Origin of the sequence: Pseudomonas petroselini, from assembly GCF_045037875.1 — a bacterium.
Lineage (GTDB): Bacteria > Pseudomonadota > Gammaproteobacteria > Pseudomonadales > Pseudomonadaceae > Aquipseudomonas > Aquipseudomonas petroselini.
In genome coordinates, this window is record NZ_CP173614.1 from 6,168,366 (window position 1) to 6,194,473 (window position 26,108).

Here is a 26,108-nt window from a genome sequence, read left to right on the forward strand (position 1 = left end):
CGCCCTAAAACCAATCGCCGCATTCCGCCTGACAGAATGCGGCGTTTTTATTGGGGCGGCTTCGCCCCCCAGCGCGGGGCAAGCCCGCTCACTACGCAAAGCGTGCTCGGGGTTACTGCAACTGCAACGTGGAATTGAACTGCCCGATCGCCTCCACCACATGCCGTGAGCCTTGCTGAATCTCCAGGATCACCTGCCCCGCTTCGTTCGCCAACTCTACACCCAGCCCTGTGCGGCTCAAGCTCGATTGCATGCTCGACACGGCGCTCAGGGACAGGTCGTGGTTCTTGCGCACCACATCAACAATTTCCACCGTCGCCTGGCTGGTCCGCCCCGCAAGGCTGCGCACTTCGTCGGCCACCACTGCAAACCCGCGCCCATGCTCACCGGCCCGCGCCGCTTCAATGGCAGCGTTGAGCGCCAGCATATTGGTCTGCTCGGCAATGCTGCGGATGGTCTGCACAATGGCGCCGATGATGTCCGACTGCTTGCTGACCGCGTCGATACTCACGGCCGCCTGGTTCAGGTCGAGGGAGATTTCTTCGATGATCTGCACAGTTTGCTGCACCACTTCCGACCCCTTACGGGCGCAGGCATCGTTTTGCACCGAGGTGGCGTGAGCCGAGTCAGCGGCGCTGCGCAGGGTGGTGACTTGGTCGGTGATGTCGCTGGCGAACTTCACCACTTTGTACAAGCGGCCATTGGTGTCGAAGATCGGGTTGTAGGAGGCTTCCAGGAACAGCGTCTTGCCGTATTTGTTTTTGCGCTCGAAGCGGTGCGAGTGGTACTCGCCGCGGTTGAGGGACGCCCAGAACGCCTTATAGGCGGGCGACTCCACTTCGCTGCGGTGGCAGAACAGGCTGTGGTGCTGGCCGACGATCTCATCCAGGGAGTACTGCACGGTTTTCAGGAAGTTTTCGTTCGCGTTGATGATCTGGCCCTGGGGCGTAAATTCGATCACCGCCATGGAGCGGCCGATGGCGTCGATCAGGCTCTGGTTTTCATGCTCATGGTGAACCCGTGAGGAAATATCCGACGCGACTTTGATCACGCTCAACACGTGATTGTCTTTGTCCAGCACCGGCATGTAGCTGGCTTCGAGCCAGACTTCCTGGCCCTGTTTGTTCAAGCGCATAAAGGTGCCACTGAGCGCCTCGCCCCGCGCCAGGTCACGCCACAGCTTGGCGTAGGCGTCGGTTTGGGTGTAGGCCTCGTCGCAAAAAAGGCGGTGATGTTTGCCGCAAATCTCCTCGGCGCTGTAGCCCATGGCTTTGCAGAAGTTGTCGTTGGCGTCGAGGATCACGCCACTGGGGTCGAACTCGATCATGGCCATGGAACGGCTGATGGCGGCGAGTTTGGCGTTGGATTCAGTGAGCGCGCAGGAGAAACGTTCGATTTGTTGCAGGTCGGATGTGCGATGGCGGTTGAACATAGTCAGATCACCCTTGATTACCGGCGCCCAGAAGGCGCATTCCATTCATTTGTTGGCTATTGCTGGCACACCTTCATGGGGAAATAACCATCCAAATCGCTTTATATGCCAAGCGTCATCAACGGTTCTGGATGAGCATAGACACGGCTTGGCGCTATGCAAGGCCACTAGTCAGCCAGCATTTTTAACAATGCGCCTGCAGCAGCAGAGGGCGGACAGTGTTGCGCTGCGACCAGGGAGAACTCGCGGTGCACGGGCACGGCCAGTGGCATCACACGCAGGCCCTGGCGTTGGGCTGGCAGGGTCATTTCCGGCACCAGGGTCACGCCGACACCTTCGCGAACCAGGCTGAAGGCACTGCTCCACTCGCGCACTTCAACGCGAATATCACTCAGCGTCAGCCCGGCATCAGCGCCCAGGCTGCGCGCATTGGCGGTGCAGCCACCAGTGGCCAGTACAAAGGGCTGTGCCAGCAATTCCTCCAGCGTCACCGTGGCATGCGCCGGGCGTTGGGCCAGCGCGTGCTGCACCGGCAACACCGCCAGCCAATTGTCCCGCCCCAACACCGTGGCATTGCGCCCAGGATGGGGGTTGAGCACCACGCCGAAGTCGATCAGGCCTGCGTCGAGCAACGTGTTCACTTCGTTGTCGGTGACTTCAAGGGTGGTGACCTCTATACCGGGGTAAAGCTGCGCGAAGCGTTGTAACAGCGGAGTGAGATAGGCCACCAGCACCATGGGGAAACTTGCAATGCGAATACTCCCACGCAGCATGGGCCTGGCTTCGTCCACGGTGCAGCGAATCGCCTGCAAGGCTGTGAGCATCACCCGCGCCTGCTCGACCACACTCAAGCCCAAGGCAGTGGGCAAGGTCTTGCGCGGCTCGCGGGTAAACAGCTGCGCACCCAGTGATGCCTCCATACCGGCCATGGCCTGGCTGGCGGCGGATTGGGTCATGCCCACATGCTCGGCGGCGGCGGTGATGCTGCCGTGATCGGCCACCGCCACCAGCAGGCGCCAATGCATCAGGTTCATCATGGCAGTAGCGATCCTTATGGCAGGGGTCTGAAGGTTTAATTTTACGCAAGGTGCCACGCCCACGAGACTGGCGCAAACTCAACGGAGCTGCCCCAGATGAAACTGTATTTCGCCCCCCACGCCTGTTCCCTCGCCCCGCATATCGTCCTGCGCGAATTGGCGTTGCCGTTCGACCTGGTGCGGGTTGATAACCAGGCCAAAACCACCGCCGATGGCGAGGATTTCCTGCAGATCAACCCCAAGGGCTACGTCGCCGCGCTGAAGCTGGACAATGGCCAGGTGCTGACCGAAGCCAGCGCGATCCTGCAATACTTGGCCGACCTGAAACCCACCGTCGGCCTGGCCCCCGCCAATGGCAGCTGGGAGCGCGTGCGGTTGCAGGAATGGCTGAATTTTATTGCGACCGAAGTGCACGGCGGGTTGGCGGTGTTCTTCAACGACGCCATCCAGGGCGAGGTGCGTGCCCTGTTCCAGGCCACCCTCTTCAAGCGTTTCGCGGTGCTGGTGCAGACGCTGGAACGCCAGGATTATCTGTTGGGCACCGCATATTCGGTAGCGGACGCCTACCTGTTCGTGGTGCTGCGCTGGGCAGGGTTTCACGCTATTGATCTGGGCGAGTGGCCGGCGCTGGCGGCGTTTCAGCAGCGGATCGGCGCACGGCCGGCCGTGATTGCCGCCCTGGCAGCAGAAAGCCGATGAACTGAAATGCAATCAACCTGTGGGAGCGGGCGTGCTCCCACAGTTGATCGGCTTCGCTGCAGAGAACGGGTTTCAAGCGGCCATTCGGGGCTTACGGTAGAGGCTGGAAAATCTTGCAGAGGGTTTGCTTCCAAGCGTGTCACTCAGTGACCGAACAGGCCTGTCTCAGTTTTCTTGGCTTTTTTGTCGGCGCGTTTTTCATCTGCGGTCTTTGCCGGTTTCTTCTTCGCGGCTTTCTTTGAATCCATACCTTTGGCCATGATGCGTGCTCCACTGACAGGGGGATGTAGCAGTGGGTATACCACCTATTGCAAGACAGAAGGCGCTTATAATCCCCGGTCCTTGATAACGCTTGCCTGAACACCATGCCCCCATTGCACATCGAACCGCTGGCAGAGCCGCTTTGGCCGTTGCTGAATAAATTTTACCGCAGCCACAATTCGCCGATGAAGGCGCTCAAGGGCGGGCGTTTGTGGGTGGCGCGCGATGGCGAGATTGTCGCGGGTCTGTGCCTCACACCCGTGGTCGGCGGGCAGTGGCTGACCGGAGTGTTTGTTGATCCGGCCTATCGCGGCCAGGGGCTGGCCGCGCGGGTGATCGAGGCGGCGGTGGCCGATGTCGAAGGTACAGTGTGGTTGTTGTGCCATCCGGACTTGGAGGGGTTGTATCAGCGCATGGGGTTCAGTCAGGACACGCTGTTGCCGCAGTCTCTCAGCGAACGGCTGGTGCGCTACAAACGCAACAAACCGATGATCGCGATGGGCTTAGATCGTTTGGTGAGGTCGACCTCGGATAATGTGTGATCCGAGCGTACAGGGCCCATGCTAGCCTCGGCGGCACAGTGGCCCTTTACAGGATGATCATGAAAACCACACTCGCAGCTCTGTCCCTCACCGCCCTGCTCGCCCCGTTTTCAAGCCAGGCAGCCGACGCCACCTTCACCGCCCAGCAGTACCAGAGCGTGCTCGCCGGCAGTTGGCGCGACCCGGCCAACAGCGCCCGCGACGGTTATCGCCATCCGCGACAGACACTGGCGTTCTTTGGCCTGGGCGCCAAGCAAACCGTGATCGAGATCACCCCCGGTGGCGGCTGGTACAGCGAGGTGCTGGCACCACTGCTCAAGGATCACGGGCATTACATCGCGGCGGTGCAGGCCGCGAGCAGCAGTGCCTATGCGCGCACCTCGGAAGAGAACCTGAAAAAGAAATTCGCGGCTGACCCTGTTCGGTACGGCAAGGCTGAGGTGGTCGAGTTCGACCCCAAGGCGCCGGTGTTCGGCAAACCCGCTTCGGCAGACGCCGTGCTGACATTCCGTAATGTGCATAACTGGGTCGCGGCCGATACCGCAGCGAAGACGTTCAGTGCCTTCTACACCGTGCTGAAACCGGGTGGCGTGCTGGGCGTGGAGGATCATCGGGCCAAGGAGGGGGCCGATCTGGACGCGATCAAAGACAGCGGTTACCTGACCACGGCCCAGGTGGTGAAACTGGCGACGGATGCCGGGTTCAAGCTGGCGGGACAGAGCGAAATCAACGCCAACCCGAAAGACACCAAGGACTATCCGGCCGGGGTGTGGACGTTGCCGCCGACATTGAAATTGGGGGAGCAGGATAAGGCCAAGTATGTGGCGATTGGCGAGTCGGATCGGATGACGTTGCGGTTTGTGAAGCCGGCCAAATAACCCGACTTGAAAGGCGTTCCAACAGTGGGAGCGGGCTTGCTCGCTCCCACCGTTGGGTCTCATTGGGCCTGAACGCTAGGCGTCGGCCGTGGGATCCATGTCTGGAAACATCACCTCGATAAACCCGAACTTGCTGAAGTCAGTGATCCGCGACGGGTATAACCGGCCGATCAAGTGATCGCACTCATGCTGCACCAACCGCGCATGAAAACCATCGGCAAACCGCACGATAGGTTCGCCCTTCGGATCAAACCCTTCATAGCGAATCTGCTGGTAACGGCTCACCGCGCCCCGCATGCCGGGCACGGACAGGCAGCCTTCATACCCCTCTTCAAGCACCGGGACCAGCGGCGTGATCAGCGGGTTGATCAGGATCGTCTGCGGCACCGGCGGCGCGTCCGGGTAGCGTTCGCTGGCCTCGAAACCGAAGATCACCAATTGCAGGTCTACGCCGATCTGCGGCGCGGCCAGGCCGACGCCGCCCACGTGTTCCATGGTCTGGAACATGTCATCAATCAATTGCCACAGTTCGGGGCTGTCGAACATTTCCGGCGGAACCGGAGGCGCGATACGCAGAAGGCGTTCGTCGCCCATTTTAAGGATTTCACGAATCATCGATCAGACTTCGTCAGGGGTGGGCTTGGAATGGTCCCGGCCAAGGCCTGAGACGTGCTGTTTTTCAACGGTGTGGCCGAGTTCATCGAACTCTTTTGCGCCAGGGTCCTTGCCCTCGGCGGACATGTGCTCGATCACCGCATTCATCTCCGCGCCCAGCAACAACACGGCCGCAGAAATGTAGAAGTACAGGAGCAACACGATGATCGCACCGATGCTGCCATACATGGCGTTGTAGTCGGCAAAGGTTTTGACGTAATAACCAAAACCCAGAGAGGCCACGATCCAGACCACCACGGCCAGCACCGAACCTGGAGTGATAAAGCGAAATTTCTGCTCGACGTCCGGCATCACGTAATACATGAGGGCCACGGCAAACATCAGCAGGATCACGATCAACGGCCAGCGCACAATGGTCCACAAGGTGACCACAAACTCCTGCATGCCGATCTGCCCCGCCAACCACTCCATCACCTGCGGGCCGAGCACCATCAACGCTGCAGCGGCCAACAGCATGCCGGCGATGCCGACGGTGTAGAAAATCGACAGCGGAAAGCGCTTCCAGATAGGCCGACCTTCGACCACGTCATACGCGGCGTTCATCGCACTCATCATCAGACGCACGCCGGCCGAGGCCGTCCACAGCGCAATCACGATACCCACCGACAGCAGGCCACCCTTGGATTGCTGCAACTGGTCGATCACCGGGTTGACCTGCTCCAGGGCCTGGGGCGGCAACACCAACTCGGACTGCAGGCGCAGCCAGGTAAAGAAGTCCGGCAGGTGCAGGAAACCGATCAGGGCAATCAAGAACAGCAGGAAGGGAAACAGCGAGAACAGCATCTGGTAGGCCAGCGCCGAGGCGTAGGTGGGCATCTCGTCATCGACAAATTCCTTGACGGTGCGCACCAGCACTTTGTGCAGCTTGAGGCCTTCTAGTACCGGGAAAATCATAGCGTCTCCTTTCGCCGCAAAAGGAAGGTTCGTGGGCGACTCAGGGGCCGTTTTCTACATCAAGGTAGCCTATTTGGCGACCTTGAAACAATTTCGAAACTTTAACCGCATCAGGCGACACAAAAACGGCCATCCGTGGATGGCCGTCGGGCTGCGTGAAACCAGCCAGCGATTCAGGCTTACTTGGTCGCTTTTTTCACGGCGTCTTTGGTATCGCCGACAGCTTTCTGAACTTCGCCTTTCTTTTCCTGCACCACGCCTTCAGCGCGCAGTTTGTCGTTGCCGGTGACTTTACCGACGCCTTGCTTAATGTTGCCGACCGCTTCGTTCGCTACGCCTTTAACCTTATCGGATGTACTGCTCATGGTATTTCTCCTGAAACAATCGATGGTTTTTGGTCATTACGTAAAGATTGACCCGAGGCCATTCGGCAGAGTTTCAATTATTTTTGCGCAGGCATTTCATCGCCGGTTGCAGGTTTGGCTTTATGTTTTGCGGCCAACCCACGAGAATGCCCGGCACATTCAGGCTATAACGCTGAATAACAGATCCCGTAGGAAGGTTATGAAACTCAATAAAGCACAGGCCATCGCCCGCAGAAACACTGAACTGGGCGGTGCCGTACTCGGCGTCAACAACTGCCACTTCACCGACCTGGACAGCAAACGCAACATCTGGTGGTTCGACTTGCCGGTGGTGCGGATTGGCGTGGGCCAGTACGAGTGGATTCATCTGTTGATGCATAACGCCGAGACCGACCAGTTGCTGCACCTGAAGGTGCCGACGGTGTTCCTGCGCGAGAATCTTGAAGGCCTAGTGGTGCGCAACGCGGGCAAGCGCAAGCCGGAGATCACGCTGGAGCTGAGCGCGGATAAGGATTCGTTCTTGAAGGATGTGCGCCCTGCAGGCGCCGGTGTGAGCTTCGCGCAGTTCGCCCTGTAGAAAACGCATAAAAAATGTGGGAGGGGGCTTGCCCCCGATGGCGGTGTGTCAGCTACCGATTGCTGACTGATACACCGCTATCGGGGGCAACCCCCCTCCCACATGGGTATAGCGTTACTTTTTCAGACCGAGCTTCTTCAACTCTTCATCGCGCAACTCACGCCGCAGGATCTTGCCCACGTTGGTGGTCGGCAACGCATCGCGGAACTCCACGGCCCTGGGCACTTTGTAGGCGGTGACATTGGCGCGCATGTGCTCCATCACCTGCTCCTTGGTCAGGGTTGCGCCTGGCTTGACCACGATAAACAGCTTGATGTGCTCCCCGGACTTCTCGTCCGGCACGCCGATGGCCGCGCACTGCAGCACGCCCGGCAAGCCCGCCAACACGTCTTCCAGCTCGTTGGGGTACACGTTGAAGCCCGAGACCAGGATCATGTCTTTCTTGCGGTCGACAATGCGCATATAGCCGTCGGGCTGGATGATCGCGATGTCACCGGTCTTCAGCCAGCCTTCGCTGTCGAGCATCTCGTCGGTGGCTTCCTGGCGCTGCCAGTAGCCCTTCATCACTTGCGGACCCTTGACGCAGAGCTCGCCGGTTTCACCCAGTGCGAGTTCGGTGCCGTCGTCGGCGATGACTTTACACACGGTGGACGGCACGGGAATGCCGATGGTGCCGATCTGAATGTGCTGGATCGGGTTCACGGTAGCCACTGGGCTGGTTTCGGTCATGCCGTAGCCTTCGCAGATGCCACAGCCGGTCACGGCCTTCCAGCGTTCAGCGGCTGCCAGTTGCAACGCCATACCGCCCGACAGGGTGACTTTCAGCGCGGAGAAGTCCAGCTTGCGGAAGGCTTCGTTGTTGCACAGCGCGACGAACAGGGTGTTCAAGCCGACAAAGCCGCTGAACTTCCACTTCGACAGCTCCTTGACCATCGCCGGCAGGTCGCGCGGGTTGCTGATCAGGATGTTGTGGTTGCCGATCAGCATCATCGCCATGCAATGAAAGGTGAACGCGTAGATGTGGTACAGCGGCAGCGGCGTGATCAGGATCTCGCAACCTTCGTTGAGGTTGGAACCCATCAGCGCCTTGCATTGCAGCATGTTCGCGACCAGGTTGCGGTGAGTGAGCATCGCGCCCTTCGCCACGCCGGTGGTGCCGCCGGTGTATTGCAGCACGGCTACATCGCCGCTGGCCGGGTTGGCGTCGCTGACCGGCTGGCCATGCCCCTTGGCCAACACGTCGTTGAACTTGATCGCCTTGGGCAAGTGAAACGCCGGGACCATTTTCTTCACGTACTTGATGACGCTGTTGATCAGCAGGCGCTTGAGCGGCGGCAACAGGTCAGCGACTTCAGTGACGATCACGTGCTTGATGGCGGTCTTGGGCACGACCTTTTCCGCCAGGTGAGCCATGTTGGCCAGGCAGACCAAGGCCTTGGCCCCGGAGTCGTTGAATTGGTGTTCCATTTCCCGCGCGGTGTACAGCGGGTTGGTGTTGACCACGATCAGGCCGGCGCGGATGGCACCGAATACGGCAACCGGGTACTGGAGGACGTTGGGCAACTGCACGGCGATGCGGTCGCCGGGCTTCAAGTCGGTATGTTGCTGCAGGTACGCGGCGAAGGCGCCGGACAATTCATACAATTCACCGTAGGTGATTGTCTTGCCCAGGTTGCTGAAAGCCGGTTTGTTGGCGAAGCGCTGGCAGGACTGCTTCAGTACCGCCTGAATATTCGGATACTCGTCTGGATTGATTTGTGCAGCAATCCCGGCGGGGTACTTATCCTTCCAAAAGTCTTCGTTCATGGAAGCCCACTCCTCAGCGACGTCAGCGACGCGAATTCATCATCGCATTTGATGCGATTATTATTGGTGTATGTTTTTTTTAGGTGAATCTGGCGCTTTCAAGCAGGCCGAGACGTCACAAAGCGCGCCGAGAGTAGCAGCTTTGCCAAGGGCCGCCTAGAGCCAAAAGAGGGGACCACGGTCATAAACACGACTGTCCTACAATATTTGGTCACACTTTAAACCAAGCCAAAATAGCGGCATAAATGGCTCTGGAACGGGGCTTTCAGAACAACACAGTACAAATGTGGGAGGGGGCTTGCCCCCGATGGTAGTGGTTCAGTCTACACATCTGGTGACTGACCCACCGCCATCGGGGGCAAGCCCCCTCCCACTTTTTTTCAGCGCATTTCAGATCAGGCAATATCGCGCAACTCACGCCGCAAAATCTTGCCAACCGGCGTCATCGGCAACGACTCACGCAACACAATATGCTTGGGCACCTTGTACCCCGTGAAGTTGGTCTTGCAGTACGCCTTCAATTCCTCAAGGCTCACCCCTTGCGCACGCGCCACCACAAACAGCTTCACCGCCTCGCCGGTGCGATCATCCGGTACGCCGATCACGGCACAGTTGGCCACCGCCGGGTGAGCCATCACCACGTCTTCGATCTCGTTGGGGTACACGTTGAAGCCCGAGACGATGATCAGGTCCTTCTTGCGGTCGACAATGCGCACAAAGCCATCGTCATCGATCACTGCAATGTCGCCGGTCTTCAGCCAACCTTCGGCGTCCAGCGCTTCGGCGGTGGCAGCCGGTTGCTGCCAGTAGCCCTTCATCACTTGCGGGCCCTTGATGCACAGCTCGCCGCGTTCACCCAAGGGCAGTTCGAGGCCCTGGTCATCAATCACCTTCATTGCCGTGGCGGGCACGGGAATGCCCACGGTGCCCAGGCGTGATTTGTTGCCGTAGGGGTTGGTGCTGGCCACAGGGGACGTTTCGGTGAGGCCGTAGCCCTCGCCTATCGCACAGCCGGTGATCTGCTCCCAGCGCTCGGCCGTGGCCTTGATCAGCGCGGTGCCGCCGGAGTTGGTGAGCTTGAGGTGGGAAAAATCCAGGCTTTTGAAATCCGGGTGGTCCATCAAGGCCACAAACAGCGTGTTGAGCCCCAGCAGCCCGGTAAAGCGCCACTTTTTAAGCTCCTTGATAAAGCCGCCGATGTCGCGCGGGTTGGTGATCAGCACGTTGTGATTGCCGGACACCATCATGCACATGCAATTCGCGGTGAAAGCATAGATGTGGTACAGCGGCAGCGGCGCGATCATCACCTCCTGCCCTTCCTTGATCAGTGGATGGCCGTCCTCGCCGGTCTGGGACATGCAGGCGCGCACCTGTTGCATGTTTGCCACCAGGTTGCCGTGGGTGAGCATTGCGCCCTTGGCCAGGCCAGTGGTGCCGCCGGTGTATTGCAGCACGGCGATGTCATCCAGGGTCACCGGGTGGCGGGTCACGCCCAGGCCCGCGCCCATGCGCAGGGCGCGCTTGAACGACACCGCGCGCGGCAGGCTGTAGGCCGGGACCATCTTCTTGACCTTGTCGACCAGGGTGTTCACCAGCCAACCCTTGGCGGCGGGCATGAAGTCGCCCATCTTGGCTTCGATCAGGTAGTCGATCTCGGTGTCGCTGCACACCTCTTGCACCCGCGAACCGAAGAGGTTGAGGTAGACCAACGCACGCACACCGGCATCCTTAAACTGGTGACGCATCTCGCGCGGGGTGTACAGCGGATTGGTGTTGACCACGATCAGCCCGGCGCGCAAGGCACCGAACACGGCAACCGGGTAATGCAGCACGTTGGGCATCTGCACCGCGATGCGCTCGCCCGGCTTGAGGTCGGTGTGCTGCTGCAGGTAGCCGGCGAACGCCGCGCTCTGGCGTTCAAGCTCGGCGTAGGTCAGGGTGATGCCCATGTTGCTGAATGCCGGACGGTCGGCAAAGGCCTTGCAGGAGCGCTCGAAGACTTCGATCACCGACTTGTAGGCCGCGAGATCGATGTCATTGGGTACGCCCGCCGCGCGTTTGTCATTCCAGAAATCAGGTTGCATTATTCTTGTCCTCTTACCTGAGTGTGTCCGGCCGCTGCTGGTGTAAAACCTCTACATCTATAAAAAGCGGAGCTCAGGGGACGTTAGCAGCTATGGCCAAACAGGCAAATACAGGAAAGAGCGTCATTAACTGCGTGAATCTTCCTACAAGGCCCTGCACTGATCAGACGCTTCCCTTGGGATGAGCTATACACTGGAACGAATCTGACCAGACCTTGAGCAGACCTTGAGCAGACCTTGAGCAGACCTTGAGAAAAGGAACCGCCATGAACCACAGCACCTTCTGGCTGACCGCGAATGACCGCTGCCGCCTGTACGTCAATCAATGGATGCCTGACGGTCCGCCCAAGGCCCTGGTGATGCTCTCCCATGGGATGGCCGAGCACAGCGGGCGCTACGCACGCCTGGCCGAAGCCTTGTGCGGTGCCGGCTACGGCCTTTACGCGCTGGACCAGCGTGGCCACGGCCGTACCGCCGATGAAGGCACGTTGGGTCTGTACGCAGAGAAGGACGGCTGGAACAAGGTGGTGGGCGACCTGGCCAGCCTCAACCAGCATATCGGCCAGCAGCAGCCGGGGTTACCGATCATTCTGCTCGGCCACAGCATGGGCAGTTACATCGCCCAGGCCTACTTGGTGCACCACAGCGCCAGCCTGAACGGGGCGATCCTCAGCGGTTCGAATTTCCAGCCGGTGGCGCTGTACCGCGCCGCGCGGGTGATCGCACGGGCCGAGCGCCTGCGCCAGGGCTTGCGTGGGCGCAGTGCGCTGATCGAGTTCCTGTCGTTTGGATCGTTCAACAAGGCGTTCAAACCCAATCGCACTGCTTTCGACTGGCTCAGCCGCGACCCGGCGGAAGTCGACAGGTACATCAACGACCCACTGTGTGGGTTCCGCTGCACCAACCAGCTGTGGATAGACCTGCTCGGCGGCTTGCAGCAAATCAGCAAAGCGTCCAATCTCGCGCAGATCGATCCCGGCCTGCCGATCCTGGTGATGGGCGGCGAATGTGATCCGGTGAGTGAGGGCAAGCGTCTCAAACACCTGGCCCACGCCCTGCGTGAAGCCGGCTGCCAGCACCTGCAATTGACTATTTACCCGCAGGCGCGTCACGAAGTGTTCAATGAGACCAACCGCGATGACGTCACCGCGGATGTGCTGACGTGGCTCGACCAGGCCCTGACCTTGCACAGGCCCGCCCACTGCGAATGAATTCTCACTTAAAATCAAACAGTTAAATTACCGATTAGCCACAGGATGCACCTTTAGATGACCCAGGTAACCAACACCCCGTACGAAGCCCTCGAAGTCGGCCAGACCGCCAGCTACAGCAAATTGGTGGAAGAGCGCGATATCCAGCTGTTCGCCGCGATGTCCGGTGACCACAATCCGGTGCATTTGGATGCCGAATACGCCAAGGCGACCATGTTCAAGGAGCGTATCGCCCACGGCATGTTCAGCGGCGCCCTGATCAGTGCGGCAGTGGCCTGTGAGTTGCCTGGGCCGGGCACGATCTATATCGGCCAGCAGATGACCTTCCAGAAGCCGGTGAAGATCGGCGACACGCTGACGGTGCGCCTGGAAATCCTCGAAAAACTGCCAAAGTTCCGCGTGCGCATTGCCACCCGTGTATTCAACCAGCGCGATGAGTTGGTGGTGGACGGCGAGGCGGAAATTCTGGCGCCGCGTAAGCAGCAAGTCGTGACCCTGACCGAGTTGCCGCCGATCAGCATTGGCTAAAACTTATGCAATACGAATGTGGGAGGGGGCTTGCCCCGATAGCGGTAGATCAGTCACAAGATGCAGTGATTGACACTCCGCAATCGGGGGCAAGCCCCCTCCCACATTTCTTACAGCATTTACAGCACAGGGCTTACGACTGGGCGCGAGCCTGGTTACGCAGGGCTTTCACTTGGTCGTGGTTGCGTTGTGCGCCGTGGAACTGACGCTCAACCAGGTCACGAATGCCCAGCAGGTTGTGCTTGTTGATCTTCTCGATCGCTTCCTTGTAAGCCTTCAGGGCGTGGTCTTCACCGCGCTCGGCTTCGTTCAGCACGGCCTCTTCATCTTTACCGGTGACCATCGACTTCACGTCGACCCAGCCACGGTGCAGGGCGCCGGCAACGCTGCCGGACTCTTCCGGATCGCCACCCAGAGCACGAACAGCGGTCTGCAGCTCGGCAGCCGCAGTAGCACAGTCAGCAGAACGTTTCACAAACAGGGCTTTGAGCTCTGGATGCTTGATGTCTTCAGCACAAGTCGCGAAGCCTTTCTGGCCGTCTTTGCTGGTCTCGATCAGGTCGTTGAGTACGGAGATCGATTCTTTGTTGATGTCAGTCATTTTTCAATTCCTTGTGCGGGTTTAGAAACGTGTCTTAGTAATTGCAGCGCCCGTGCCAGGTTTTGATAAACAACTTTTCTATTAATTATCAATAGCTTACGAATTATTGAACCATCTGTATGTACGTTATTTGCATGATCTGTCATTTGGCCTTCATGCAGAATGCCTGTATTTTCGAAGACCTCGCCTCTACCGCCTGAAGCTCATGAACCCGGAAAAACTCGAACTGCTGATCACCCGCGAAATGCCCTTCGGCAAATACAAGGGACGGATCATCGCCGACCTGCCCGGCCCTTACCTGAACTGGTTCGCCCGCGAGGGTTTCCCACACGGTGAACTCGGCGGTTTGCTGGCGTTGATGCAGGAAATCGACAGCAACGGTTTGTCTGAACTGCTTGAACCCCTGCGCGCCAAACACGGCAAGCCCGCCCCTCGTCATTAAGAGCCACCTATGCCACGGAATGCAGACAACGAACGTCACTGGCAGGCCGTCGCGCAGCGCTATGCGCTGGAGCCCGGCCCGATCAATCTGGAAAACGGCTATTTCGGCCGCATGAGCCACGCGGTGCAAACGCACTATCTGGAGCAGGTTGCGTTTATCAACCGCAGTAACTCGCTGTATGTGCGTCAGACGTTCGAGCAGGGTGAGAATGTGGAGATTCGTCGACAACTCGGCGAGCTGATGGAGGCTGATCCCGAATCGCTGGCGTTTACCCGTAACGCCACCGAAGCCTTGCAATCACTGATCCGCAACTACAACTGCCTGCAACCGGGTGACCAGGTGCTGATCAGCGACCTGGAGTACGACACGGTCAAAGGGGCCATGCGCTGGTTGGCGAGTTACCGTGGCGTGGAGGTGATCGAACTGTCCCACACTCACCCGGCCAGTTTCGACAGCCTCGTGCAAACCTATCGTGACGCGTTCACTCAGAACCCGCGCCTCAAGTTGATGGCGCTGACCCACGTCACCCACCGCACCGGGCTGGTCATGCCCGTTGCCGCGATTGCCCAGGCGGCGCGCGAGCATGATATCGACGTGATCCTCGATGGCGCCCATGCCCTGGGCCAAATCGAGTTCAACCTCGCCGAGTTAGGCATTCAGTTTGCCGGTTTCAACCTGCACAAATGGATCGGCGCGCCGCTGACCCTGGGCTTTCTGTACATCGCCCCGGAGCGCCTGGCCGATATCGACCCGGACATGGGCGAGTTTCACTACCCGGCTACCGACGTACGCGCACGCACGTCCTACAGCACGCCGAACTTTCCGGCGCTGATGACACTGCCATTGGTGTTTGAAGAGCACCGGAAGTTGGGTGGCTCGGCGGCCAAGGGTGCGCGGGTTAATTACCTGCGGGATTTGTGGGTGAACCAAGTGCGGGCTTTGCCAGGGATTGAAGTGCTGACGCCGGATGATCCCAGGTTGTATTGCGGGATTACGGCGTTCAAGTTTGTCGGAAGGGACCAGCAGGTGATGGTGGATCGGTTGCTCAGGGACTTTGACTTGTTTACTACCACGCGTGTCGGTGCAGCATTTGGCACGTGTATCCGGGTAACGCCGGGGCTAGTGACTTCAGCTGCGGACATCAGCGTGTTGGTGAACGCGATTACCCAACTGAACGCAGACTAAAAATGTGGGAGCGGCGTTGAATTCAAGTTTTCTGCAGGCAAAAAAAAAGCGGCACACCGACCAAGTGCGCCGCAAAAATGCCGTTAAGCACAGCAACAACGATTCGGTAAATCAGCTCAATCCAGCAGCGCCAGCGCCAGCGCCTGCGCGGTGACTTCCTGGATGCGGGCCCAGTCGCCGTTCTTGACCCATTCCGGGTCCAGCATCCAGCTACCGCCCACGCACATCACGTTTTTCAACGCCATGTAGTTTTTGATGTTGGCCGGGCCCACGCCGCCGGTCGGGCAGAACTTCACTTCGCCGAACGGGCCGCCCAGGGCCTTGATGGCCGCGACGCCGCCGCTGACTTCGGCCGGGAACAGCTTGAAGCGGCGGTAGCCCAGGCCATAGCCTTCCATGATGCCCGAGGCATTGCTGATGCCCGGCAGCAGCGGGATCGGGCTGTGCACCGAGGCTTCCAGCAAGTCGCGGGTAATGCCAGGGGTGACGATGAATTGCGAACCGGCCACTTCGGCCGCTTCGAGCATGTGACGGTCGAGTACGGTGCCGGCACCGGTGCATAGTTCAGGACGTTGCTCACGCAGCACCTGAATGGCCTTGAGGCCGAACTCGGAACGCAGGGTCACTTCCAATGCGGTCAAACCACCGGCTGCCAGGGCATCGGCCAGCGGCAGGATGTCCTGTTCGCGGGCGATGGTGATCACGGGCAGGATCCGCGCCTTGGCGCAGAGGCTGTCGATCAGGGCAACTTTATCCGCCATGGACACGGTCGGTTGAGGGCTTTTCATAGCGGCTGATCCTTGGCTCATGGGCACCAGTAAATCTCTAATGTGGGTTGCAAAAACGCGCGAATCGGCATGGCAGCAACGTCGTTGCTGGCCAGCGCGGCGCTCAAGGTGGTCAACTTCGAACTGCCGGAAATCGACAGCACGGTGTAGTTCGCCGTGGCCAGCAACGCGCGACTCATGGTCAGGCGCTGGTGCGGCACGGTCGGCGCCAGCATCGGCCAGCAACGGCGGGTACCGTCGGCCTGCAGTGCTTCAGCGAGGTTCGGACTGTTGGGAAACAGCGATGCGGTGTGGCCGTCATCGCCCATGCCCAATACCAGCACATCAATGGCGGGCAGCTCGGCCAGCAGGCGATCGGCCTGTTCGGCGGCCTCTTCAAGGTTGGCCGCAGCGCTGTAGAGGCTGAGGAACTTGGCCTTGGCCGCCGGGCCTTGCAACAGGTTTGCTTTGAGCAAACCGGCGTTGCTGTCCGCGTGCTCCACCGGTACCCAGCGCTCATCGGCCAGGGTAACGGTGACCTTGGACCAGTCCAGGCCTTGCTTGGCCAGGTTCTGGAAAAACGCGACGGGGCTACGGCCGCCGGAGACGACCAGCGTCGCTTCGCCACGCGCACTGATGGCCTCGCGCAGTTGTTCGGCCACGTCATTGGCCAGGCCGTCCGCCAACAAGGCAGACGTACGGTACTCATGGGCCGTCACACCCTGAGGCAGTTTCAATTCAGATATCGCCATACCACGACCTCCCATCCCGCGTGATCAGTGCAATCGAGCTCATCGGCCCCCAGGAACCCGCCGCGTACGGCTTGGGCGCATCACCGGACTTTTTCCACCCGGCAATCAACTGGTCACACCACTTCCACGCGGCTTCGATTTCATCTTTGCGAACAAACAGGTTCTGATTGCCGCGCATCACTTCCAGCAACAACCGCTCGTAGGCATCCGGGATACGGGCACTGCGGTAGGTGTCGGAAAAATTCAGTTGCAGCGGGCCGCTGCGCAGTTGCATGCCCTTGTCCAGGCCCTGCTCCTTGGTCATCACGCGCAAGGAAATACCTTCGTCCGGCTGCAGGCGGATGATCAGTTTGTTGCTGATCTGCAGGCGCTGCTCGGGGGCGAAGATGTAGTGGGACGGTTCCTTGAAGTGGATGACGATCTGCGACAGCTTTTGCGGCATACGCTTGCCGGTGCGCAGGTAGAACGGCACCCCGGCCCATCGCCAGTTGCGGATATCGGCACGCAGGGCGACGAAGGTCTCGGTGTCGCTCTGGGTGTTGGAGTTCTCTTCTTCCAGGTAACCCGGCACCGGCTTGCCGGCGCTGTAGCCGGCGATGTACTGGCCGCGTACCACTTGGGTGGTCAGGCCATCCGGGCTGATCGGCGCCAGGGCCTTGAGTACCTTGACCTTCTCGTCGCGGATGCTGTCGGCGGACAGGTCGGCCGGCGGGTCCATGGCAATCAGGCAAAGCAGTTGCAGCAGGTGGTTCTGGATCATGTCACGCAGTTGGCCGGCCTTGTCGAAATAACCCCAACGGCCTTCGATACCGACCTGCTCGGCCACGGTGATTTCCACGTGGGAGATGTAATTCTGGTTCCACTGGGTTTCGAACAGGCTGTTGGCGAAACGCAGGGCGATCAGGTTCTGGACGGTCTCTTTGCCCAGGTAGTGGTCGATGCGGTAGGTGCGGTTCTCCGGGAAAAACTGCGCCACGGCATCGTTGACCTTGCGCGAGGACTCCAGGTCCGAACCGATGGGTTTTTCCAGCACCACGCGGGTGTTTTCCGCCAGGCCGACCTTGGACAGGTTCTCGCAGATCGCGCCGTACACCGCCGCCGGGGTGGCGAAGTAGGCGATCAGGCGTTGCGCAGTGCCGGCGATTTCCGCCAGGGCCACGTAGTCATCGGCTTTCATGAAGTCGACGTGAACATAGGTCAGGCGCGCCAGGAAACGCTGGGCGATGGTTTCGTCCAGTTCCTTGCCAACGTATTTGCGCAGTGCTTGTTCGATGTGCGCCAGGTGCTGTTGCTCGGAACCGGCTTCACGGGCCAGGGCCAGGATGCGCGTGTCATCGTGCAGGAGCCCCGCGCCATCAAGTTGGTAGAGGGCAGGAAATAACTTGCGCAGCGCCAGATCACCCAAGGCGCCAAACAGGGCAAAGGTGCAGGGTTCTACGGTTATCGAAGGCATGATGTTTGTTCTTTTATCAAGTTAAGCTACAAATACCTTTTTTCAAGGCATCACTCAAGGAAAAATGTAGTAATAACCACAACATTTTCCCGAAATACGCATTCCGAGTGGTGGTGTTCAGCTACCCTCAGTAGGATAGGCCACCGCAAAAGACCACTTATCGATTGGTTACCACCCTAATTTGCATCGTCGCCCGAAGGAAAGACTGAATGGACCGCGTGCGAAATCTTCTGGAACAGATCCGGAACCGCCTCGAAGAATTGAACAAGGCCGAGAAAAAAGTCGCCGAGGTCATCCTGCTCAACCCGCAGCAGGCGACCCGCTTCTCTATCGCCGCCCTCGCCCAGGCGGCCTCGGTCAGTGAACCGACGGTCAACCGTTTCTGCCGTTCGTTCGGCGTCAGCGGTTACCCTGAACTTAAATTGCAACTGGCGCAAAGCCTGGCCAGTGGCGCCGCGTATGTCAGCCGTGCAGTGGAGGCCGATGATAACCCTGAGGCCTACACCCAGAAGATCTTTGGCAGCGCCATTGCGTCCCTGGACAGCGCCTGCCAGGCCCTGGACCCCGCGCTGATCAGCAAGGCCGTGGACCTGTTGATCCAGGCACGGCAAATCCACTTCTTCGGCCTGGGCGCTTCGGCCCCGGTGGCCATGGATGCGCTGCACAAGTTTTTCCGCTTCAACCTGGCCGTGACCGCGCACGCGGACGTGCTGATGCAGCGCATGATCGCGTCGGTGGCACACACGGGCGAGTTGTTCGTGATCATTTCCTACACCGGGCGTACCCGTGAGCTCGTGGAAGTGGCGCGTATCGCGCGGGAAAACGGCGCGTCAGTGCTGGGCGTGACGGCTGAGAACTCACCGCTGGCCAAGGCCAGTACCGTGAGCCTGAACATTCCGCTGCCGGAAGACACCGACATCTATATGCCGATGACCTCGCGGATCATCCAATTGACGGTGCTGGATGTGCTGGCAACCGGCATGACCTTGCGCCGTGGCGTGGATTTCCAGCCGCATTTGCGCAAGATCAAAGAGAGTTTGAATGACAGCCGGTACCCGGTTGGGGATGAGTTTAACTGAGCCAGCCTGTGTGTTGGCTTCACTGGCCTCATCGGGGGCAAGCCCCCTCCCACAGTTTAATTTGTGAATACCTTCAAATGTGGGAGGGGGCTTGCCCCCGATGAGGCCATCAACCACACCGCTAAACCCCAGCCCGCGCCTGCAAACTGAGATGCGCCCGCTCCCCCGGCGCCAAACTGGCCCCCGCCATCGCCGACTCCACGCACACAAAACCCGACGCCTCGTTGAAGCTCACGCCTAACAACGGCCGACTGCCTGGGTGCCACACCACCGTGTCGGCGCTGTCGCCGGTGTCGATGCACAGTTCACGCTGCCAGGCGTGGTCCTTGAGCTGCAATTCGCCTTCGTGATGGAACACCCGCTGGCACCCGCCCTCCACCCGCAGCTCGCCTTCCTGCTGGCAAACCTGGCGATTGAGCTGGTCGTAACCCTGCGCACCGTCGAGCCCAGACAGCGCTATCTCGTCAACGTGACCAATACGCCAGTAAGCATGCAACGCATGGCTCAATTGGCACGGCAGCTCATCCTGATGCTCGGTGCTCAGGCGCAATTCCAGGGTGTCGCCCAAGTGCGCGTGGAGGTCGACCTGCCAGTCGCACAGCTGCAATTGCCAGTGCAGGCGCACGCCGTCATCGTCGGTGCTGCTGTCGAGCAGTTTCCAGTCGATCAAGCGCGCCCAGCCATGTGACGGCCAGGCATTCTCACTCGGATGGCGGCCATACCACGGCCAGCACACCGGTACGCCACCACGGATCGCGCCGACTTGCGGCCACTTGGCTGCACACCACAGCCAGGGTTTTTGGCCACGGGGCTGGAAATGCAACAGTTGCGCGCCCTGGCGACTGAACACCGCCTGGCACAGCGGGTGGTCGATCACCAGCACGTCGCGCATCTGGAAGCGCTCCCAGGCGAACACCGGACGCTCGCGCAGGGATTTGAAAAAGCGTTGCAGCGGTTGCTCATGCATGTGCCACGGTCCTGAATATCTTCACAATGCAACCCAAAAAAAAGCGGATAGCCATGGCTACCCGCAAAATGCGCACAGAGAGAAGGAGCTTATCGCAACAGCGTTAGAACGTAGACTGAATTTTCAGGCCCGCCACCAGCGCGTTGTCGACTTTATCCACGCCGCCCGGTTGGACGACGTATTGCAGGTTGGGACGCACGGTCAGCCAGTTGGTGACGTGGAAGCCGTAGTTGATTTCGAAGTTGTACTCGGTTTCGCGGATCGGCGAGAACAGCGCGTTGTCGTAGTCGTTCACGCCATTGGCGACGTTGAGCAGTTCGGCGTTTTTCTTCACGTCGTCGTTGACGTGCAGACGCGCGGCACCAATACCCACGTCGTCTTTTGGACGCGCATCGAATGGGCCTTTGTACACCAGCATCAACGACTGGTAGTTGTCGACCAGGTTGGTTTCCTTGTCGTGGAAGGTCGCGTTGGCCGCGATGTTCAGGCCACGCGAAGCGTCGCCGTTGTGCGTGGTGAGTTGTTGCTGGGCAACGAACCAGTAGCCTTTCTTGCTGCTGTGGGTACGGTATGCAGCACCCGTGGTAGCGGCATCGTTGCCGTTCACGTCTTCACGTACGTCAGAGGCATCGGCGGCACTTTTGTAGTAACCCACACGGTATTCGCCCGGCAGGTTATTAACCTTCGGCGACCAGACCAATTCCACCGGAATCACGGTACCTTTGGTGCCGCTGCCGCTGAGCTTGAAGCCATTGCCGTGCTCGAGCTGCGATGGGTTCTGGTTGTACGCACCGATTTGCGCATACAGCTCAGGCGTGATGTTGTATTTCACGCGGATCGCGGCCTGGCTGACGGGCCAGTTGTACCAGGTGTTCACATAGTTACCGACCTGCGAGCCGCAGAACGACAGGTTCTGGAAGTCGCATGGGAAGGTGTTGAAGTCTTCGCCTTCACCGAAGTAACCGAGTTTCACGTCCAACTTGTTGTCGAACATCTGGTGCTGGATCCAGAACTGGGTCAGACGCACCATGTGGCCACGGCCGTAGACTTCCATGGACGAACTCAGCGTGCCGGCACGCGGGTCGCCAATGCGGTCGTTGGAGATGTTCTGGCCATTACGGTTGGTAAACTGGATCTTGGCCTGGGTGTTATCCCAGCCCCACAGCTTTTGCAGGTCCAGTGCTACGCCCAGACCGAACTGGTCAGAGTAACGGCCGGTCCTGTCGTCGTTGTAGCCGCCGCGCAGGTTGGCGCCCATTTCCCCTACGTAGTCAGCCTTGATGTCGATACCTTGCTCGATCAGCTTGGTACGCTCACCACCCCAATCGCCGGTCATCCACTTGGAGTCGGCACTGAATGCATCGGCCGCCATCGCATTGGCGGACAAAACCAGGGCTGCTGCAGCTGACATTTGGCAGATCAGCCGAGTGTTGTTGTGTTGCTTTTTCATCCCTACATCCTCGTCTTTATTGTTATTAAACTGTTTTTATCTAACGCGGGTTACTTTTTTATTTAAAACAACAACTTAGCTGCTTCAGCGGCCTTTGAATTGGGCCACGTTGTCGGCATGCCCCTGTGCGGGCAATGAAGAAGCAGTGCCTAGGCGTTCGCCAGTGTTGGCGTCGAACAGCAATACCTTGGCCGGATCAAATTGCAGGGTCAGGGTCTCGCCGACCTGGGGCGCCACATCCGGCGCCAAACGGCAGCAGACCTTGGTGTCATTGAGCTGCACGAACACCAGGGTGTCCGGACCGGTCGGTTCGGTGACCTGGACTTCAGCGCGAATGCTCGACGAACCGTTGCCCTCGCCCGCCGCCAACACGATCTGCTCCGGACGCAGGCCCAGAATCACATCACGGTCCTCCAGGCCTGCGTCGTTCATGCCTAACGGCAATTCGCAACGGGCCTGGCCGCTGTCGAGCAGCGCGACCAAACGACCTTCCTTGCGTTTTAGGCGCATAGGAACGAAGTTCATTGGTGGTGAACCGATAAAGCTTGCCACAAACAGGTTGGCCGGGTCGTTGTAAATTTCTTTCGGCGTGCCGAATTGTTGGATGATGCCGTCCTTCATCACCGCCACTTTGTCGCCCAGGGTCATCGCTTCGATCTGGTCGTGGGTCACGTAGACCGTGGTGGTCTTGAGGCGCTGGTGCATCAGTTTCATTTCGGTGCGCATCTCGACGCGCAGCTTGGCGTCGAGGTTGGACAGCGGCTCGTCGAACAGGTAGATCTTCGGCCGACGCGCCAGCGCCCGGCCCATGGCCACGCGCTGTTGCTGGCCACCGGACAGTTGACCCGGCTTGCGGTTGAGCAGGTGTTCGATCTGCAGCAGCTTGGCCACGCGCGCCACTTCGGCGTCGATGTCCGCCTGGGCCATCTTGCGGATCTTGAGGCCGAACTCGATGTTCTGGCGCACGCTCATGGTCGGGTACAGCGCGTAGGACTGGAACACCATGGCGATGTCACGGTCCTTGGGGCTCATGCCGCTCACGTCCTGGTCGCCGATCATGATCGCGCCGCCGGTGATGGTTTCCAGGCCGGCGATGCAGTTCATCAGCGTGGATTTACCGCACCCCGAAGGGCCGACCAGGATCAGGAACTCGCCTTCCTTGATCGACAGTTCGATGTTCTTCAAGGTGTCGGGCAGGCCGGCGCCATAGGTCTTGTTTACATTGCGAAGTTCAAGCGTAGCCATGATTACCCCTTGACCGCGCCGGCCGTGAGGCCGCGCACGAAATACTTGCCTGCGATCACATAGACCAGCAGGGTCGGCAGCCCGGCGATCATCGCCGCCGCCATATCCACGTTATATTCCTTGGCCCCGGTGCTGGTGTTGACCAGGTTGTTCAGCGCCACCGTGATGGGCTGGGAGTCGCCGCTCGAGAACACCACACCAAACAGGAAGTCGTTCCAGATCTGGGTGAACTGCCAGATCAGGCAGACCATGATGATCGGAGTGGACATCGGCAGAATGATCTGACGGAAGATGGTGAAGAAACCGGCGCCGTCCAGGCGTGCTGCCTTGATCAGCGCATCCGGAATGCTGACGTAGTAGTTACGGAAGAACAGCGTGGTGAACGCCAGCCCATAGACCACGTGCACAAACACCAGGCCGGTGGTGGTGCTGGCCAGGCCCATCTTGCCGAGGGTGAACGACGCCGGCAGCAGTACGGTCTGGAACGGCAGGAAGCAGCCGAACAGCAGCAAACCGAAGAACAGCTGCGAACCGCGGAAGCGCCAGAACGACAGCACATAACCGTTCAACGCACCGATGGCGGTGGAGATCAGCACAGCGGGAACGGTGATCTTGATCGAGTTCCAGAAGTAGCCATCCACGGTGGCCCAGGCCTTGACCCAGCCGATGCCGGAGACCACGGTCGGCCAGCTCAGCAGGTTGCCGGTGCTGATGTCTTCCGGGGTCTTGAAGCTGGTCAGCAGCATCACCACCAGCGGCACCAGGTACAGCAGCACGGCGAGGATCAGCACCGCGTAGATCGCGATGCGACTCAGGCTGATGGCAGGTTTGGAGGCGAGACTAGTCATTACGTTTGGTCCTCAGCTCGGAATAGAGGTAAGGCACGATGATCGCGAGGATCGCACCGAGCATCAGGATTGCACTGGCCGAGCCCATGCCCATCTGGCCACGGCTGAAGGTGAACGAGTACATGAACATCGCTGGCAGGTCGGACGAGTAGCCCGGCCCGCCGGCCGTCATCGCCGCCACCAGGTCGAAGCTCTTGATCGCAATGTGCGCCAGGATCATCACCGCACTGAAGAACACCGGACGCAGGCTTGGCAGCACCACGCTCCAGTAGATGCGCGGCAGGCTCGCACCGTCGATCTGTGCGGCACGGATGATCGATTGATCAACGCCACGCAGGCCGGCGAGGAACATCGCCATGATGAAGCCCGAGGCTTGCCAGACAGCGGCGATCACCAGGCAGTAGACCACGCGGTCCGGGTCGATCAGCCAGTCGAGACGGAAGCCTTCCCAGCCCCAGTCACGCAGGAGTTTGTCCAGGCCCATGCCCGGGTTGAGCAGCCATTTCCAGGCGGTACCGGTAACGATCATCGAGAGCGCCATCGGGTACAGGTAAATGGTGCGGATAAAGCCTTCACGACGGATTTTCTGGTCGAGGAAGATCGCCAGTGTCACGCCGATGACCAAGGTGATGCCGATAAACATCCCGCCGAACAAGGCCAGGTTCTTGCTCGCGACCCACCAGCGATCGTTGTCGAACAAGCGCTCGTACTGTGCAAGCCCTGCCCATTTGTAACTCGGCAGGAACGTCGATGTGGTGAACGACAGTACAAACGTCCACAGGATGTAGCCGTAAAAGCCCACCAGCACGATGAACATGCTGGGCGCCAGCACCAGTTTGGGTAGCCAGCGCTGCAGTGCATCGAACGGCGAGGCTTTGCTGAACACAGCAACAGAACTCATGGGAAAATCCAGTACAGGGAAAAAGGACTACAGCCTGTCGGAGCCAGTGTGTTGTGGCGAAGGCGCTCCGCCTTTGGGGGTGCTTCGCACCCCAGCGGGAGCAAGCTCCCTCGCCACAGCAACCCGACTCCTACAAAAGGTGTTACTTGGCAGACTTGATCGCAGCGCCGAGTTTCTTGGCGGTGTCGGCCGGGTCGGCTTTCGGGTCGTTGATGTAGTTGGTCACGACATCAAAGAACGCACCTTGCACAGCCAGGGTGGTAGCCATGTTGTGCGCCATACTTGGCTGCAGGCCGCCGGTCTTGGCGTCTGTCAGGAAGTCCTTGGCGGCGGTCTGGGCGCAGGAGTCGAAGCCGTAGGAGTCCATTTTGTTCAGCATGTCATTACGCACAGGGATCGAACCCTTGTTGATGCTGAAGACTTTCTGGAAGTTTTCACCCAGCACGACCTTGGCAATGTCCTGCTGACCCGCAGCCGTGCCTTTGTCTTTCTGCTTGAACACCGCCAGGGAGTCGATGTTGTAGGTGAAAGCTTTGTCGGTGCCTGGGAAGGCTACGCACTCGTAGTCTTTGCCAGCGACTTTCTTGGCGGCCGTCCATTCGGACTTGGCCCAGTCACCCATGATCTGCATGCCGGCCTTGCCGTTGATAACCTTGCCCGCTTCGAGGTTCCAGTCCTGGCCTTTACCGTCGACGTCCATGTAGGTCGCGACTTTTTTCAGCTCAGTCAGGGCCTTGACCATTTCCGGACCGGTCAGCGCGCCGTTATCCAGGTCGACCAGGGCTTTTTTGTAGCCATCTGCGCCCATCACCGACAGGACGACGGCTTCGAACACCGTGCTGTCCTGCCACGGCTGGCCACCGTGGGCGAGCGCGATGAAGCCGGCTTTCTTCAGCTTGTCGCCCGCGGCGTAGAATTCTTCGAGGGTGGTCGGGTTCTTGGTGATACCGGCTTTCTTGAAGACTTCCGGGTTGATCCACAGCCAGTTCACGCGGTGGATGTTGACCGGTACGGCGACGTAGTCACCGTCGTACTTCACGGTATCGGAGACTTTCTTGTCGAGCAGGGAGTCCCACTTTTCTTCTTTGGCGACGTCTTTGAGCACGTCGGTGTCGAGCAGGCCGGTGGACGCCCATTCCTGGATGTCGGGGCCTTTGATCTGGGCAACGCCTGGCGGGTTGCCGGCGACCGCGCGGCTTTTCAGCACGGTCATGGCCGTGGCGCCACCGCCACCTGCGACGGCACCGTCTTTCCAGGTGAAGCCGTCTTTCTCAACTTGGGCCTTCAGGACATCTACAGCCGCCTTCTCACCACCCGAGGTCCACCAATGCACAACTTCAACCGTCCCTTTCGAGTCGGCGGCAAATGCACTGAGGGGAAACAACGAGGCAATGGAAATAGCGACGGCGAGGCGATTAATCGCGTTCAT

26 protein-coding genes and 1 pseudogene are annotated in these 26,108 nt (G+C 59.5%); 9 read left to right on the top strand and 18 right to left on the bottom strand.

Going from position 1 to position 26,108, the window contains the following annotated elements; translation table 11 throughout:
• Positions 1-112 precede the first annotated feature (112 nt).
• From ACI512_RS28470 to ACI512_RS28480, 3 genes and pseudogenes are all read right to left on the bottom strand, one after another.
• On the bottom strand, positions 113-682 hold the full coding sequence (locus ACI512_RS28470; RefSeq protein WP_405121918.1) for a methyl-accepting chemotaxis protein: 570 nt from the start codon (positions 680-682) through the stop codon (positions 113-115).
• Positions 656-1,477 (bottom strand): annotated as a pseudogene (locus ACI512_RS28475) (PAS domain-containing protein); the annotation flags it as partial. The gene ACI512_RS28470 and the pseudogene ACI512_RS28475, both read right to left, overlap by 27 nt.
• A 122-nt stretch (positions 1,478-1,599) precedes the next feature.
• Complete coding sequence (locus ACI512_RS28480; protein WP_236379646.1) at positions 1,600-2,469, bottom strand: LysR family transcriptional regulator; 870 nt, start codon at positions 2,467-2,469, stop codon at positions 1,600-1,602.
• Between the two features lie 96 nt (positions 2,470-2,565).
• Between ACI512_RS28480 and gstA the strand changes: the two genes are divergently transcribed.
• The 3 genes from gstA to ACI512_RS28495 all read left to right on the top strand — a co-directional run bounded on the left by gstA (position 2,566) and on the right by ACI512_RS28495 (position 4,849).
• Entirely contained in the window at positions 2,566-3,168 is a 603-nt protein-coding gene (gene gstA, locus ACI512_RS28485) for a glutathione transferase GstA (RefSeq protein ID WP_236379645.1), read from the top strand.
• Between the two features lie 365 nt (positions 3,169-3,533).
• Entirely contained in the window at positions 3,534-3,971 is a 438-nt protein-coding gene (locus ACI512_RS28490; RefSeq protein ID WP_064053699.1) for a GNAT family N-acetyltransferase, read from the top strand.
• Positions 3,972-4,030: 59 nt separating this feature from the next.
• The gene (locus ACI512_RS28495; protein WP_236379644.1) at positions 4,031-4,849 is read left to right on the top strand and encodes a class I SAM-dependent methyltransferase; all 819 of its coding nucleotides are present in this window, start codon (positions 4,031-4,033) and stop codon (positions 4,847-4,849) included.
• 75 nt (positions 4,850-4,924) lie between these two features.
• On the opposite strand, the gene def is transcribed toward ACI512_RS28495, so the two are convergent.
• The 3 genes from def to ACI512_RS28510 all read right to left on the bottom strand — a co-directional run bounded on the left by def (position 4,925) and on the right by ACI512_RS28510 (position 6,783).
• Positions 4,925-5,464 carry a peptide deformylase gene (def, locus tag ACI512_RS28500; protein WP_236379643.1) on the bottom strand — a complete coding sequence of 180 codons (540 nt, stop codon included), beginning with the start codon at positions 5,462-5,464 and terminating at the stop codon, positions 4,925-4,927.
• A 3-nt stretch (positions 5,465-5,467) separates the two neighbouring features.
• Positions 5,468-6,418, bottom strand: a complete 951-nt coding sequence (locus tag ACI512_RS28505; RefSeq protein ID WP_064053701.1) for a YihY/virulence factor BrkB family protein — start codon at positions 6,416-6,418, stop codon at positions 5,468-5,470.
• A 179-nt stretch (positions 6,419-6,597) separates the two neighbouring features.
• Positions 6,598-6,783, bottom strand: coding sequence for a CsbD family protein (locus ACI512_RS28510; RefSeq protein ID WP_028617689.1), 186 nt, complete (start codon positions 6,781-6,783; stop codon positions 6,598-6,600).
• Between the two features lie 199 nt (positions 6,784-6,982).
• Between ACI512_RS28510 and ACI512_RS28515 the strand changes: the two genes are divergently transcribed.
• On the top strand, positions 6,983-7,360 hold the full coding sequence (locus tag ACI512_RS28515; RefSeq protein ID WP_015885540.1) for a hypothetical protein: 378 nt from the start codon (positions 6,983-6,985) through the stop codon (positions 7,358-7,360).
• Between the two features lie 114 nt (positions 7,361-7,474).
• On the opposite strand, the gene fadD1 is transcribed toward ACI512_RS28515, so the two are convergent.
• Both fadD1 and fadD2 read right to left on the bottom strand, forming a co-directional pair.
• Positions 7,475-9,166 (bottom strand): long-chain-fatty-acid--CoA ligase FadD1, encoded by a 1,692-nt coding sequence (gene fadD1 / locus ACI512_RS28520; RefSeq protein WP_046035476.1) that lies wholly within the window; start codon positions 9,164-9,166, stop codon positions 7,475-7,477.
• Between the two features lie 395 nt (positions 9,167-9,561).
• Positions 9,562-11,250 carry a long-chain-fatty-acid--CoA ligase FadD2 gene (fadD2, locus tag ACI512_RS28525; RefSeq protein ID WP_046035477.1) on the bottom strand — a complete coding sequence of 563 codons (1,689 nt, stop codon included), beginning with the start codon at positions 11,248-11,250 and terminating at the stop codon, positions 9,562-9,564.
• Between the two features lie 266 nt (positions 11,251-11,516).
• Between fadD2 and ACI512_RS28530 the strand changes: the two genes are divergently transcribed.
• Together ACI512_RS28530 and ACI512_RS28535 are read left to right on the top strand one after the other, a co-directional pair.
• A complete protein-coding gene (locus ACI512_RS28530; protein ID WP_064053703.1) occupies positions 11,517-12,461 on the top strand; it encodes an alpha/beta hydrolase in 945 nt (314 codons plus the stop codon).
• A gap of 57 nt (positions 12,462-12,518) precedes the next feature.
• A complete protein-coding gene (locus ACI512_RS28535) occupies positions 12,519-12,989 on the top strand; it encodes a MaoC family dehydratase (RefSeq protein WP_015885544.1) in 471 nt (156 codons plus the stop codon).
• A 133-nt stretch (positions 12,990-13,122) separates the two neighbouring features.
• Here the strand turns inward: ACI512_RS28535 and ACI512_RS28540 are convergent, their stop codons facing one another.
• Positions 13,123-13,590 carry a PA2169 family four-helix-bundle protein gene (locus tag ACI512_RS28540; RefSeq protein WP_015885545.1) on the bottom strand — a complete coding sequence of 156 codons (468 nt, stop codon included), beginning with the start codon at positions 13,588-13,590 and terminating at the stop codon, positions 13,123-13,125.
• Between the two features lie 205 nt (positions 13,591-13,795).
• On the opposite strand from ACI512_RS28540, the gene ACI512_RS28545 reads away from it, so the two are divergent.
• Both ACI512_RS28545 and ACI512_RS28550 read left to right on the top strand, forming a co-directional pair.
• Positions 13,796-14,032, top strand: coding sequence for a DUF3820 family protein (locus ACI512_RS28545; RefSeq protein ID WP_010208204.1), 237 nt, complete (start codon positions 13,796-13,798; stop codon positions 14,030-14,032).
• A gap of 9 nt (positions 14,033-14,041) precedes the next feature.
• The gene (locus ACI512_RS28550; RefSeq protein WP_236379642.1) at positions 14,042-15,217 is read left to right on the top strand and encodes an aminotransferase class V-fold PLP-dependent enzyme; all 1,176 of its coding nucleotides are present in this window, start codon (positions 14,042-14,044) and stop codon (positions 15,215-15,217) included.
• A 116-nt stretch (positions 15,218-15,333) separates the two neighbouring features.
• On the opposite strand, the gene ACI512_RS28555 is transcribed toward ACI512_RS28550, so the two are convergent.
• Genes ACI512_RS28555 through zwf form a run of 3 tightly spaced genes read right to left on the bottom strand, consistent with a single transcriptional unit; the run spans position 15,334 to position 18,189 of the window.
• Entirely contained in the window at positions 15,334-16,005 is a 672-nt protein-coding gene (locus ACI512_RS28555; protein WP_236379641.1) for a bifunctional 4-hydroxy-2-oxoglutarate aldolase/2-dehydro-3-deoxy-phosphogluconate aldolase, read from the bottom strand.
• A gap of 17 nt (positions 16,006-16,022) precedes the next feature.
• Positions 16,023-16,736, bottom strand: a complete 714-nt coding sequence (gene pgl, locus ACI512_RS28560; RefSeq protein ID WP_236379640.1) for a 6-phosphogluconolactonase — start codon at positions 16,734-16,736, stop codon at positions 16,023-16,025.
• Positions 16,723-18,189: a glucose-6-phosphate dehydrogenase gene (zwf, locus tag ACI512_RS28565; protein WP_015885549.1), complete on the bottom strand. Its 1,467-nt coding sequence runs from the start codon at positions 18,187-18,189 to the stop codon at positions 16,723-16,725. Before zwf ends, pgl begins: the two co-directional genes overlap by 14 nt.
• Positions 18,190-18,407: 218 nt before the next feature.
• Here zwf and ACI512_RS28570 point away from each other — a divergent pair, with 218 nt between their 5' ends.
• Positions 18,408-19,268 carry a MurR/RpiR family transcriptional regulator gene (locus tag ACI512_RS28570; RefSeq protein ID WP_170039859.1) on the top strand — a complete coding sequence of 287 codons (861 nt, stop codon included), beginning with the start codon at positions 18,408-18,410 and terminating at the stop codon, positions 19,266-19,268.
• Between the two features lie 121 nt (positions 19,269-19,389).
• Here ACI512_RS28570 and ACI512_RS28575 read toward each other — a convergent pair whose 3' ends face one another.
• The 6 genes from ACI512_RS28575 to ACI512_RS28600 form a co-directional block, all read right to left on the bottom strand.
• Positions 19,390-20,235, bottom strand: a complete 846-nt coding sequence (locus ACI512_RS28575) for a D-hexose-6-phosphate mutarotase (RefSeq protein WP_064053705.1) — start codon at positions 20,233-20,235, stop codon at positions 19,390-19,392.
• 103 nt (positions 20,236-20,338) lie between these two features.
• Entirely contained in the window at positions 20,339-21,685 is a 1,347-nt protein-coding gene (locus tag ACI512_RS28580; protein ID WP_064053706.1) for a carbohydrate porin, read from the bottom strand.
• Positions 21,686-21,769: 84 nt separating this feature from the next.
• Complete coding sequence (locus ACI512_RS28585) at positions 21,770-22,930, bottom strand: ABC transporter ATP-binding protein (protein WP_015885552.1); 1,161 nt, start codon at positions 22,928-22,930, stop codon at positions 21,770-21,772.
• A 2-nt stretch (positions 22,931-22,932) separates the two neighbouring features.
• Complete coding sequence (locus ACI512_RS28590; protein ID WP_015885553.1) at positions 22,933-23,778, bottom strand: carbohydrate ABC transporter permease; 846 nt, start codon at positions 23,776-23,778, stop codon at positions 22,933-22,935.
• A complete protein-coding gene (locus ACI512_RS28595; RefSeq protein ID WP_003175732.1) occupies positions 23,771-24,679 on the bottom strand; it encodes a carbohydrate ABC transporter permease in 909 nt (302 codons plus the stop codon). Before ACI512_RS28595 ends, ACI512_RS28590 begins: the two co-directional genes overlap by 8 nt.
• Before the next feature lie 142 nt (positions 24,680-24,821).
• Entirely contained in the window at positions 24,822-26,108 is a 1,287-nt protein-coding gene (locus ACI512_RS28600) for an ABC transporter substrate-binding protein (RefSeq protein WP_236379639.1), read from the bottom strand.